Source organism: Streptomyces griseoloalbus, assembly GCA_014650015.1.
Lineage (GTDB): Bacteria > Actinomycetota > Actinomycetes > Streptomycetales > Streptomycetaceae > Streptomyces > Streptomyces griseoloalbus.
The window spans coordinates 304,662-316,500 of sequence record BMUD01000002.1; the positions used below are offsets into that span (position 1 = coordinate 304,662).

The 11,839-nt window shown below is 73.1% G+C and carries 12 protein-coding genes; 4 read left to right on the forward strand and 8 right to left on the reverse strand.

The genetic code is table 11. The features are described from left to right. Positions 1-557 precede the first annotated feature (557 nt). Complete coding sequence (gene xylA / locus IE178_RS04340) at positions 558-1,724, reverse strand: xylose isomerase (RefSeq protein ID WP_184762183.1); 1,167 nt, start codon at positions 1,722-1,724, stop codon at positions 558-560. A gap of 113 nt (positions 1,725-1,837) precedes the next feature. On the opposite strand from xylA, the gene xylB reads away from it, so the two are divergent. Beyond that, positions 1,838-3,283 (forward strand): xylulokinase, encoded by a 1,446-nt coding sequence (gene xylB / locus IE178_RS04345; RefSeq protein ID WP_193511348.1) that lies wholly within the window; start codon positions 1,838-1,840, stop codon positions 3,281-3,283. Positions 3,284-3,379: 96 nt separating this feature from the next. After that, positions 3,380-4,588 (forward strand): ROK family transcriptional regulator, encoded by a 1,209-nt coding sequence (locus tag IE178_RS04350; protein ID WP_193511349.1) that lies wholly within the window; start codon positions 3,380-3,382, stop codon positions 4,586-4,588. A gap of 23 nt (positions 4,589-4,611) precedes the next feature. On the opposite strand, the gene IE178_RS04355 is transcribed toward IE178_RS04350, so the two are convergent. Continuing rightward, the gene (locus IE178_RS04355; protein ID WP_193511350.1) at positions 4,612-4,983 is read right to left on the reverse strand and encodes a DUF4180 domain-containing protein; all 372 of its coding nucleotides are present in this window, start codon (positions 4,981-4,983) and stop codon (positions 4,612-4,614) included. Between the two features lie 115 nt (positions 4,984-5,098). Here IE178_RS04355 and IE178_RS04360 point away from each other — a divergent pair, with 115 nt between their 5' ends. Beyond that, the gene (locus IE178_RS04360; protein WP_193511351.1) at positions 5,099-5,494 is read left to right on the forward strand and encodes a luciferase domain-containing protein; all 396 of its coding nucleotides are present in this window, start codon (positions 5,099-5,101) and stop codon (positions 5,492-5,494) included. Positions 5,495-5,515: 21 nt separating this feature from the next. Here the strand turns inward: IE178_RS04360 and IE178_RS04365 are convergent, their stop codons facing one another. The 6 genes from IE178_RS04365 to IE178_RS04390 form a co-directional block, all read right to left on the reverse strand. After that, positions 5,516-5,710 carry a hypothetical protein gene (locus IE178_RS04365; RefSeq protein ID WP_193511352.1) on the reverse strand — a complete coding sequence of 65 codons (195 nt, stop codon included), beginning with the start codon at positions 5,708-5,710 and terminating at the stop codon, positions 5,516-5,518. Positions 5,711-5,812: 102 nt separating this feature from the next. Further along, complete coding sequence (locus IE178_RS04370) at positions 5,813-6,676, reverse strand: phosphatidylinositol-specific phospholipase C/glycerophosphodiester phosphodiesterase family protein (RefSeq protein ID WP_193511353.1); 864 nt, start codon at positions 6,674-6,676, stop codon at positions 5,813-5,815. 197 nt (positions 6,677-6,873) lie between these two features. Continuing rightward, positions 6,874-7,950, reverse strand: coding sequence for an acyl-CoA dehydrogenase family protein (locus IE178_RS04375; protein ID WP_193511354.1), 1,077 nt, complete (start codon positions 7,948-7,950; stop codon positions 6,874-6,876). Then, the gene (locus IE178_RS04380) at positions 7,947-9,128 is read right to left on the reverse strand and encodes an acyl-CoA dehydrogenase family protein (RefSeq protein WP_193511355.1); all 1,182 of its coding nucleotides are present in this window, start codon (positions 9,126-9,128) and stop codon (positions 7,947-7,949) included. The genes IE178_RS04375 and IE178_RS04380 overlap by 4 nt, the downstream gene beginning before the upstream one ends. Then, positions 9,125-10,102, reverse strand: coding sequence for an NADPH:quinone oxidoreductase family protein (locus tag IE178_RS04385; RefSeq protein ID WP_184762191.1), 978 nt, complete (start codon positions 10,100-10,102; stop codon positions 9,125-9,127). Before IE178_RS04385 ends, IE178_RS04380 begins: the two co-directional genes overlap by 4 nt. A 118-nt stretch (positions 10,103-10,220) precedes the next feature. After that, positions 10,221-10,793: a helix-turn-helix domain-containing protein gene (locus IE178_RS04390; RefSeq protein ID WP_184762192.1), complete on the reverse strand. Its 573-nt coding sequence runs from the start codon at positions 10,791-10,793 to the stop codon at positions 10,221-10,223. 77 nt (positions 10,794-10,870) lie between these two features. On the opposite strand from IE178_RS04390, the gene IE178_RS04395 reads away from it, so the two are divergent. Continuing rightward, a complete protein-coding gene (locus tag IE178_RS04395) occupies positions 10,871-11,839 on the forward strand; it encodes an NAD(P)/FAD-dependent oxidoreductase (protein WP_184762193.1) in 969 nt (322 codons plus the stop codon).

Genomic DNA, 11,839 nt, shown 5'->3' on the forward strand with positions numbered 1-11,839 from the left:
GCGAGAGCGGCACACGCGAGAGCGGCACACGCGAGAGCGGCACACGCGAGAGCGGCACACGCGAGAGCGGCACACGCGAGAGCGGCACACGCGAGAGCGGCACACGCGAGAGCGTGGGCAGGACGCCCGCGCGCCGGGCGAGGACGTGGACAGGAACACCGCGCGCCGAGCGCCGAGCGGCACGGGCGGAAGCACCGGCGCCGGCGCGCAAGCGCACCCGCGCCGGACGCCGCCGTGCCGTGGACAGCACTACGTCGTGCGCCGGACGCCGCCGTGGACGGCACCACAGCCGTCCGGAACCGCCGCGGCGAAGGCCGTCGCGGCCAGACCGCCACCCGCTCCGGACACAGCCCCCGCGACCACGGCACCCGGCACCCCAGCCATCGGGGAGCACCACAGCACCGGACGCCACCGCAGAACCGTCACGACGCCCCGGACACCACCACGGCACGCCCTGACGCACCACCACGGCGCGCCACCGGGGACGATGCCGCAGCGCGCGGGGCGCAGTCGTCCGGCGGAACAGCCGGTGCGACCGCGCCCCGCGCGTCCGAAGCTCAGCCCCGGGCACCCAGCAGGTGGTCCATCGCCAGCTGGTCGAGGTGCTCGAAGGCCATGCCCCGCGCGGCGGCCGCGTCGACGTCGAAGTCCTCGAACGCGGACCGGTCGTCGAGCAGGGCCTGGAGGCCGTCGGCCGCCGTCGGCTGGGCCAGCTGGTCCAGCCGGGCCGCGCGCAGCGCCTCCTGCACCTCCGGGTCCGCGCGGAAGGCGGCCGCGCGGTCCTTGAGGATCAGGTAGTTGCGCATGCAGCCGGCCGCCGACGCCCAGACGCCGTCGAGGTCCTCGGTCCGCGGCGGCTTGAAGTCGAAGTGCCGCGGGCCGCTGTAGCCGGCCGACTCGAGCAGGTCCACCAGCCAGAACGCGGCCCGCAGATCGCCCGCGCCGAAGCGGAGGTCCTGGTCGTACTTGATGCCGTTCTGGCCGTTGAGGTCGATGTGGAACAGCTTGCCCGCCCACAGCGCCTGGGCGATGCCGTGCGGGAAGTTCAGCCCGGCCATCTGCTCGTGGCCGACCTCCGGGTTGACGCCGTACAGCTCCGGCCGCTCCAGGCGCTCGATGAACGCCAGCGCGTGTCCGACGGTGGGCAGCAGGATGTCACCGCGCGGCTCGTTCGGCTTGGGCTCGATGGCGAAGCGGATGTCGTAGCCCTGCGAGGTGACGTACTCGCCGAGCAGGTCGAAGGCCTCCTTCATGCGGTCGAGGGCGTCCCGCACGTCCTTGGCGCCGCCGGACTCGGCGCCCTCACGGCCGCCCCAGGCCACGTAGGTCTCCGCACCGAGCTCGACCGCGAGGTCGATGTTGCGGATGGTCTTGCGCAGCGCGTAGCGGCGCACGTCGCGGTCGTTGGCGGTGAACCCGCCGTCCTTGAACACCGGGTGGGTGAACAGGTTGGTGGTGGCCATCGGCACCTTCATGCCGGTGTCGTCCAGCGCCTGCCGGAACCGCTTGACGTGCTCCTCGCGCTCGCTGTCGCTCGAGCCGAAGGGGATGAGGTCGTCGTCGTGGAAGGTGACGCCGTGGGCGCCCAGCTCGGCCAGGCGCCGCACCGACTCGACCGGGTCGAGGGCACGCCGGGTGGCGTCGCCGAAGGGGTCCCGTCCCTGCCAGCCGACGGTCCACAGTCCGAAGGTGAACCTGTCCTCGGGGGTGGGCTGGTAGTTCATGCCGCGGCTCCTTGCTGCTGAGACTATTTCGTCATGGCGCTTTACAAATTAGTATGCAGGAGCATTTCAGGGAAGAGACACACACCGCTGAGCCGCGGAAGAGGGAGCAACCGATGTCAGCAGCCGAGGGTCCGCTCGTCGTCGGCGTGGACACATCCACCCAGTCCACCAAGGCGCTGGTGGTCGACGTGGCCACCGGCCGGGTCGTCGCGAGCGGCCAGGCACCGCACACGGTGACCTCGGGGGCGGGCCGGGAGAGTGATCCGCGCCAGTGGTGGGACGCCCTGTGCGAGGCGCTGCGCCAGTGCGGCGAGGCGGCGCACGAGGCCGCAGCCGTGTCGATCGGCGGACAGCAGCACGGCCTCGTCACACTGGACGCACACGGCGAGCCGGTCCGCCCGGCGCTGCTGTGGAACGACGTGCGTTCCGCGCCGCAGGGACGCCGGCTGATCGAGGAGCTGGGCGGCGCCAAGTTCTGGGCCGAGCGCACGGGAAGCGTCCCCGCCGCCTCCTTCACGGTCACCAAGTGGGCCTGGCTGGCCGAGCACGAGCCGGAGGCGGTCCGCGCCACCCAGGCCGTCCGGCTGCCCCACGACTACCTCACCGAGCGGCTCACCGGGCAGGGCACGACCGACCGCGGCGACGCCTCCGGCACCGGGTGGTGGGCGTCCGGGACGGAGGCGTACGACGAGGAGATCCTCGCTCACGTGGGACTCGACCCGGCGCTGCTGCCCCGGGTGGTGCGGCCCGGCGAGGTGGCCGGGACCGTGCGCGACAGCCACGACCTGCCGTTCTCCAAGGGCACCCTGGTGGCGTGCGGCACCGGCGACAACGCCGCCGCCGCACTGGGCCTCGGCGTGCGCCCCGGCACGCCGGTGATGAGCCTCGGCACCTCGGGCACCGTGTACGCGGTGTCGCGGCGCAGGCCGGCCGACCCGACCGGCACGGTGGCGGGCTTCGCGGACGCGCGCGGCGACTGGCTGCCACTGGCCTGCACCCTCAACTGCACCCTCGCCGTCGACCGGGTCGCCACCCTGCTGGGACTGGACCGCGAGGCCGTCGAGCCCGGCAGCGGCATCACGCTGCTGCCCTTCCTGGACGGCGAGCGCACCCCGAACCTCCCCAACTCCTCCGGCCTGCTGCACGGACTGCGCCACGACACCACCGGCGGCCAGCTGCTCCAGGCCGCCTACGACGGCGCCGTGTACTCCCTGCTGGCCGCGCTCGACCTCGTCGTGGACGAGGACGCCGACCCGTCGGCCCCCCTGCTGCTGATCGGCGGCGGCGCCCGGGGCACCGCCTGGCAGCAGACCGTACGGCGGCTGTCGGGGCGCCCCGTGCGGGTGCCCGAGGCGAAGGAGCTGGTGGCGCTCGGTGCGGCGGCGCAGGCGGCCGGGCTGCTCACCGGGGAGGACCCGGCGGCGGTCGCCCGGCGCTGGGACACGGCGGCGGGCCCGGTGCTGGAGGCCGTGGAGCGGGACGAGGAGACGCTGAGCAGGCTCGCCGGGGTACTCTCCGACGCGGCCCCGCTGCTGGAACGCGGCACGGACGGCGACTGACGGCGCCCGCCGGCGCGGCACCGGCCGGCGGGGCACGGACCGTCGGCGGCGACCGGCCGCATGCGACATCGGCAGCAACCGAGGAATGACGGAGGAATGAGCGCACCCCCGCACAAGGCCCGCCCGGCCGGTCCAGGACGCGTACTGCCCGACACCCAGCAGGGCATGCGACGCCGCAACCTGTCGCGGGTGATGCACACCGTCAGCGCCGAGGGGCCGCTGTCGCGGGCCGCCGTCGCCTCGCGCATCGGACTGACCCGAGCGGCGGTGTCCACGCTGGTCGACGAGCTCATCCGCTCGGGTCTGCTGGAGGAACTGGGACCCGAGCGGCCCGGACGCGTGGGCCGTCCCGGCTCGGCGCTGGCCGTCAGCGGGCACGGTCCCGCGGGCATCGGTGCCGAGGTCGGCGTCGACCATCTCGCGGTCTGCGCGGTCGACCTGCGCGGCCGGGTCCGGGCACGCGCGGTACGGCACGTCCCCAACCGGGACCGCTCCCCCGAACCGGTGCTCGCAGACCTCACCGAGCTGATACACCGGGTCGTCGCCGAGGCGGAGGACGAGGGCCTGTGGCCGGCGGGGCTCGCCGTGGCCGTACCGGGTCTGGTGGCGCGCGACGCCCGGACCGTCGCACGCGCCCCGAACCTCGGCTGGCAGGACACGGACCTCGGCGATCTGCTCCCGGCGCGGTTCCCGCTCACCGTGGCCAACGAGGCCAACTTCGGTGCACTGGCCGAACTCTGGCTCGGTGAGGGCACCCCCCGCGACTTCCTCCATGTGTCGGCCGAGATCGGCATCGGCGCCGCGGTCGTCGTGGACGGGCGGCTGCTGCACGGAAACCGCGGCTTCGCGGGCGAGCTGGGCCATGTGCCGGTGCAGCCCGACGGACCGGCGTGCGCCTGCGGCGGACGGGGCTGTCTGGAGCAGTACGCCGGTGAGGAGGCGGTGCTGCGCGCGGCCGGACTGGAGCCGGGCGAGGACCGTGTCGGTCTCCTCGCGGGCCGCGCCGAGCAGGGCGACGCCGACGTACGACGCGCCCTGCACGACGCCGGAACGGCGCTCGGGATCGCCCTGACCGGGGCGGTCAATCTGCTGGACCCCGAGGGTGTGGTGCTGGGCGGAGCCCTGTCCGGGCTCGCGCCCTGGCTGCTGCCCTCCCTGCGGTCCGAACTGGCCCGGCGTACGGCGGGGCCGGCCTGTCCCGTCTCCGTGTCGGCGCTGGGCCCCGAGGGCCCGCTGCTGGGCGCGGCGCACTCGGTGGTACGCGGGGTCCTGGACGACCCGGCGGCAGTGGCCGAGCGAGTCTGACGCACGGGCCCCGGGACGCCTCGCTACCCCCGCGCCAGCCTCTCGCCGAGTTCCGCGTGGTCGGCCACGAACCACACCTGGTTGCCGCGGTTCGCCTCACGCACGAAGTCGCGCAGGGCCTCGCTGTCCGCCACGTGGGAGGCGATGTCACCGATGATCACCAGACGCAGCCGGTAGTTGACGAACTTCTGCACCACGTCCCCGGCGACGCCCGAGCGCAGGGCGAAGAACTCGTCGGCCACCCGCTCCACCGGGACGGCCACCACCTCCGCGTGACAGCCCATGGCATCGCCGATCAGATCGAGAGCGGTCTCGCCGCCGCTCAGCTTCCGTCCGTCCTTGTCGCACACGAGGACGGACGCGCCGTGCAAGGTCATGGGATCGTTGTCTGCCATCACCTGATCATATGTCAGGGAATGCCGCGGTGGTCGGGTGCCGTGCGAGCTCACCTCTCGATCACGAATCGTCCAACTCCTGGTGGCCGCGCGGTGAGCAGGCGACGATGAGAGCATGACACCGGCGCAGCGAGCCATGGAGCGACTGCTCACATGGCCCGATCTCACGGCCTGTCCGGCCGGTTGCGGTACGGGGCAGGCGCTCCGCGGCACCCGTGACGAGATCGTCCACTTCCACTCCTCGCGGGACGTGGACCTCCACCTCACCCACCGCGCGATCCAGCGTTTCCACTACGACCTGGCCGGGTCGAGTGCGATCCAGCTGCTCCCGGGATCCTGCTGGGTGACGGTGCATCTGGACTGCCCCAGCGACGTGGACCTGCTGCTGAGTCTGGTGAGCGTCGCCCTCAAAGCACACCAGAACCGGCCCCCGTCCACCCTGTCGGCACCGGCCGGATGCAACTTCCACCGCGTCACCGTGCTGCCGCGCGACGCGGTGACCGACCGCTGAGCCGGGACCGCCGGCATGGCCTCACGGCCGCAGGCCGCCGACGATCTCGGCGGTCGCCGTGAGGCCACTGTGGATCGTGGGCGCGATGCTCGAGCTGGCCAGGTAGAAACCGAGCAGCAGACAGACCAGCGCGTGGGAGATCTTCAGCCCCCCGTTGCGCAGGAAGATCACCGCCAGGACCGAGAGCAGCAGCACCACAGAGATGGAAATGGCCATCGTCAACCTCCTCCGCCACATCCGTTTCGCGGCGTTCGGCCGCAAGTGTGGCGTAGCGGAGGGTTCGTCCGGGCGGCTGACCTGTCCTCCGAACGTGTGGTGTCACGCCTGCCGGTAGGCGTCGAGGAAGGATTCCAGCCCCGCGAGGTCGTCGGTGTTGAGGTGGTCGACATCCGCCGCGACCAGTTCGCCCCAGAGGGCGTCGCGGGCCGGGCCCGGCTGGTCCGGGGTGGCCCAGAACCGTACCCGCTGCCCGCGCGCGTGCGCGGTGCCCACGATGTCGCGCAGCTTACGGCGCTCGGCGTCGGGGAAGGCGCCGACACCCTGCCAGGTGAAGTTGAGCGACCAGTTGTCGCTGATCAGCGGGGTGAAGGAGGCCGGTGTGGGACCGCCGAGGTCGGCCAGCCGGCCGTCGTGGAAGGCCCGGCGCACCCGTTGGGCCTCCATCGGCACACGGGCCGCCCGGTCGCCGGAGACGACGACGGTGACGGGTCCCGGCAGCACCTGGCCGTGCGCGTAGGTGGTGAACAGGTGCCGGTAGCGGCGCAGATGGCGGTCGAGTTCCAGGTAGGTGGACGAGCCCTCGGTCTTGATGTCGACCAGGAGCTGCAGCGGCCGCCGGTGCCCGCGGTGGACGGACCCCCCGTGGGCGCGGACCCGGGCGGCGAGCGGGTCGAGGTACAGGGATTCCAGGGTGCGGGACGGATCGAGGTCCTCGGGGTCGTGAGCGACGAGGAGTTGGTCGCCGACCAGGAAGATGTCCGCCTCGACGCTGCCGAAGCGGTGGTCGAGGGCGTCGAGGAGGGGACGCGGGTGCTCGTAGTCGTTGTGGGCGTGGGCGCGCCACAACGGGCGCGGACGGTGTCGCCGTTCGCCGGCCAGCGCCTGGGCCGCGGGCAGGGCGACCGAGCCGGCGAAGGCGGCGCCGAGGGTGGTGAGGGCTCTGCGACGGGTGGTGAGGGCCATGCTCTGCCTCCCTGGAAGTGCCGGATGGGACCCCGATGAGTATGAGGTCCGCGGGCACACAAGGAGCGCGTCCGTGCGGTGAGTTGGCCGATCCGCCGTCGGGCGTTCATTTACCCGGCGCGAGGATACGGAAAGGCCCGCCCCCTGGGGGACGGGCTTCTCCGGCTGTTCGACCGGGTGTGCGTCGGGGGGCAGCGTCAGGGAGCCGGCAGGTCCACCAGTTCCGCCAGCGCCTCACGGTGGGCGCCCGCCGTGCCGTAGGCGATCGAGTCGGCCTTGGCGCGCTTGAGGTAGAGGTGCACCGGGTGTTCCCAGGTCATGCCGATGCCGCCGTGCAGTTGCAGGGCCTCCTCGGCGGCGCGGACCGCGACGGACGCGGCGTAGGCCTGGGCGACGGTGACCCTCACGTCGACGTCCTCCCCGGTCGCCAGTGCGTCGGCGGCGGCCCGCGCGGCCGCGCGGAGGCTGACGACCTCCAGCCACAGCTGGGCGAGCCGGTGCTTGAGCGCCTGGAAACCGCCGACGGGGCGGTTGAACTGCTTGCGGTCCTTCACGTGGCGGACGGTCTCGGTCAGGCACCAGTCGGCCACGCCGAGCTGCTCGGAGGCGAGGAGTCCGGCGCCGGCCCGCAGGGCCCGCCGCACGGCCGGCCCGGCGTCGCCCAGCCGACGCCCCGGTGCGCCGTCGAGAACGACCCGGGCGAGGGGCCGGGTGAGGTCCAGGGACGCCTGCGGGGTGACGGTGACCGCGTCGGCCTCCACGGCGTACAGCCCGCCGTCGTCGGCCGGCACGAGCAGGACGTCGGCGGCAGCGGCGTCCGCGATGCCGGTCAGCTCCCCGTGCAGCGCCCCGCCCTCCAGGCGTACGGCGGTGAACGCGGCGCCGGGAGCGGTGTGCAGCCCGACGGTGAGAGCGCCGGTCCTGCGCCCGGACGCCAGCGCGTCGAGCAGGTCACCGGCGTGCTCACAGGCCAGCAGTGCCTCGGTGGCCACCACGGCACTCGTCAGATACGGCACCGGAGCGGCGGCGCGTCCCAACTCCTCCAGCACGACGGCGGCTTCGCGGTGGGTCGCGCCCTGGCCGCCCCGGTCCTCGGGGACCAGCAGACCGGCCAGGCCCATGCCGTCGGCGAGTGCCTTCCACAGCGACGGGTCGTGCGGGGCGTCCGACTCGACGCGGGCGACCACCCCGGCCGCGTCGCAGTGGTCGGTGAGCAGGTCCCGGACGGCGGCGCGCAGCGCCTCTTCCTCCTCCGAGTACAGCAGGTCGGTCATCGGGAGAGGTCCTTCCAGGCGACGTCCTTGTCGGTGCGCGGCTCGGCCGGCAGGCCCAGGACGCGTTCGGCGACGATGTTCAGCAGGACCTCGCTGGTCCCGCCCTCGATGCTGTTGCCCTTGGAGCGCAGGTACCGGTAGCCGGCGTCGCGCCCGGTGAAGTCGACCAGTTCGGGGCGGCGCATGGTCCAGTCGTCGTACAACAGTCCCTCCTCGCCCCGCAGTTCCACTTCCAGGCCGCTGATCTCCTGGTTGAGGCGGGCGAAGGCCAGTTTCATGCCGGCGCCCTCGGGGCCGGGTTGTCCGGCGACGAGCTGCTGGCGCAGGCGTTCGCCGGTGAGCCGGGCGACCTCGGCCTCGACCCAGAGCCTCAGCAGCCGCTGGTGCAGGTCGTGGGTGCGCAGTTCGGGGCGTTCGCGCCAGGTCCTGGAGACCGGGCCGATCATGCCGCCCTCGCGGGGCAGCCGCATGCCGCCGATGGCGACGCGTTCGTTGTTGAGCGTGGTCTGGGCGACCCGCCAGCCGTCGCCGATCCCGCCGAGGCGGCGGGAGTCGGGGATGCGGACGTCGGTGAGGAAGACCTCGTTGAACTCGGCCTCGCCGGTGATCTGGCGCAGGGGCCGCACCTCGACACCGGGATCGGTCATGTCACAGACGAAGTACGTGATGCCCCGGTGCTTGGGCACGTCCGGGTCGGTGCGGGCGATGAGGATGGCCCAGCGGGCGACGTGGGCGCTGGAGGTCCACACCTTCTGCCCGTTGACCACCCAGTGGTCGCCCTCGCGTACGGCGCGCGTACCGAGCGCGGCCAGGTCGGAGCCCGCGCCCGGCTCGCTGAACAGCTGGCACCAGACCTCCTCGCCGGTCCACAGGGGCCGCAGGAAGCGCTGCTGCTGCTCCTCGGTGCCGTACTGGAGGATGGTCGGCGCGGCCATGCCCAGGCCGATGCCGATGCGCCGCGGGTCGTTGTCCGGGGCACCGGCGGCCTCCAACTCCGCGTCCACGACGGCCTGGAGGGAGCGCGGCGCGTCGAGCCCGCCGAGCCCCTGCGGGAAGTGCACCCAGGCGAGTCCGGCGTCGAAGCGGGCGCGCAGGAAGTCCAGGCGACCGGTCGTGGCGGGCGGCTGCGCGGCCAGCAACTCCCTGGTGCGGCGGAGCAGTTCGGCGGCGTCGGTCATGCGGTGGCTCCGTTCTCCAGCCCGGGCAGTACGGCGACGCGCCCGGTGGTGGCTCCGTCCGCGACCCGCTGGACGGCGGCCGCCGCACCGTCGAGCGGCACGCGCTCGCTCACCAGCGGCTTGATCGCGCCCCGGGCGGCGAGGTCGGTGAGCTGCTCGTGGCAGTGCTGGACCAGCTTCGGGTTCTTGGTGTTGTACAGGCCCCAGTGCAGGCCGAGGATCGAGTAGTTCTTCACCAGTGCGTGGTTCAGCGCGGGGCTGGGGATCGAACCGCTGGCGAAACCGACGACGACGATCCGCCCCTCGAAGGCCACGGCCTTGGCGGACTGGGCGTAGGCCTGGCCGCCGACGGGGTCGTAGATCACATCGGCGCCCCGGCCACCGGTGGCCTCCTTGACGGCGGCGACGACGTCCTGCTCGCGCCGGTCGATCACCACGTCACAGCCCAGCTCGCGGGCGACGGACGCCTTCGCGGCACCGCCGACCACGCCGATGACGGTGGCGCCCGCCGCCTTGCCGAGCTGCACGGCCGCGCTGCCGACCCCTCCCGCGGCAGCGTGGACGAGCAGCGTCTCGCCGGCTTCCAGAGCGGCCCGGCGGTGCAGGCCGAACCAGCCGGTCTGGTAGCCGATGTGCAGGGCGGCGGCCTCGGCGTCGTCGAGCGCGTCCGGGGCGGGCAGCAGCGCGGCGGCGTCAGCGACGGCGTACTCGGCGAAACCGCCGTGCGGCAGCGTGGGGTTGGCGATCACCCGGCGCCCGTCCTCGGTCTCGCCGCAGATCTCCACGCCCGGCGTGAACGGCAGCGGCGGCCTGACCTGGTACTGGCCCCGGCACATCAGCGCGTCCGGGAAGTTGATGTTGGCGGCGCGCACCTTCAGCACGACCTGCCCCTCACCGGGCGTCGGCCGTGCCACCTCCGCGCGGCGCATCACCTCGCCCGGCTCGCCGAGCTCGTGCACTTGCCATGCCTGCATGCGGGGCCTCCACGGGACTGTGAACATCGTGTTCGCCTGACCGGGTCCACCGCATACTAAGCGGTCGCTTGCTCATCAGGGAACCGTCGCGTCCGTCACGGCCGCCGGTCGCCCCTCGTCACGACTGCCTGGGCCGTGCCCTCACATGCATCCGCTCCCCCTGCGGACCGAACAGACTGAGGAACTCCACCGGCCCCTCGCCCGTCGACCCGAACCAGTGCGGCACACGGGTGTCGAACTCGGCCGCCTCCCCCGCCACCAGCACCACATCGTGGTCGCCGAGTACCAGGCGCAGCTTCCCGGACAGCACATACAGCCACTCGTAGCCCTCGTGGACGCGCGGTTCGGGCTCCAGCTCGCGCTGCGGCTCGAGCACCTTGAACGCCTGCAGCCCACCGGGCTGCCGGGTGAGCGGCCAGTGAGTGCGGCCGTAGCGCTGGATCGGCTCGGCCCTGACCCGTGGATCGCCGACCGGCGGCGCGCCGACCAGTTCGTCCAGCGGCACCTGATGGGCCTGCGCGATCGGCAGCAGCAGCTCCAGACTGGGTTTGCGCAGTCCGGACTCCAGCCGCGAGAGGGTACTGACGGAGATGCCGGTCACCTCCGACAGCGCGGCGAGTGTCACCTCCCGCTCCTTCCTGATCCGCCGCAGCCGGGGGCCCACTTCCGCGAGAACGTCGTCCGTCGTCATACCGATATTGCAGAACCGGCAAAGTCATTTGTCAATCCGGCAGTGGCTGGGCGACCGTCGTCGTGGAGGTGGTCACGATGAACGAGACGGACAAGAACGAAAACCACGACCGGATCCACGACGACCGGTACGACGTGGTCGTCGTGGGAGGCGGAGCGGCGGGACTCTCCGCCGCGCTGGTGCTGGGCCGGGCCCGGCTGCGCACGCTGGTCGTCGACGCGGGCGAGCCGCGCAACGCGCCCTCGTCCCACATGCAGGGCTACCTGTCCCGGGACGGGATGTCGCCGGCCGAGTTCCTGGCGCTCGGCCGGGAGGAGATCGCACGCTACGGCGTCGAGCTCGTCCGGGACCGGGTCACGGAGGTCAGCAGGGACGGGGACTTCACCGTCGTACGGGACGCGGGACGGCCCGTGCGCGCCCGGCGGCTGATCGTCGCCACCGGGCTGAAGGACGAGCTGCCCGAGGTCCCCGGGGTCGCCGAGCGGTTCGGGCGCGACGTGCTGCACTGCCCGTTCTGCCACGGCTGGGAGGTGCGCGACGAGCCCTTCGGTGTGCTCGCGTCGAGCGCGATGAGCGTGCACCAGGCGCTGATGGTGTCCCAGTGGTCGAAGGACGTCACCTTCTTCCTGCACCGGGTCGCCGAGGACGAGTTGTCCGACCAGGACCTGCGGCGGCTGGCCGCCGCCGGGGTCGACGTCGTGCCCGGGGAGGTCGCGGAGCTGGTGACCGAGGACGACCGGCTCACCGGGGTGCGGCTGGCCGACGGCACCACGCACGCCCGCTCCGTGCTCTTCGCCGGGCCGCGCCCGGTGCCGCAGACGGGTCTGCTGGAGCGGCTGGGCGCCGAACTGAACGAGACGCCGTTCGGCGCGTACCCGGTCGTCGACCAGACGGGCCTGACCACGGTGCCCGGCGTCTGGGCGGCGGGCAACGCGATCGGCTTCGGCGAGCAGGTCGTGCACGCGGCGAGCGGTGGCTACCGCGCGGCGGCCGCGATCGTCGGAGACCTCCTGATGAGCGACCTGGACGCCGCGGTGTCCGGATGA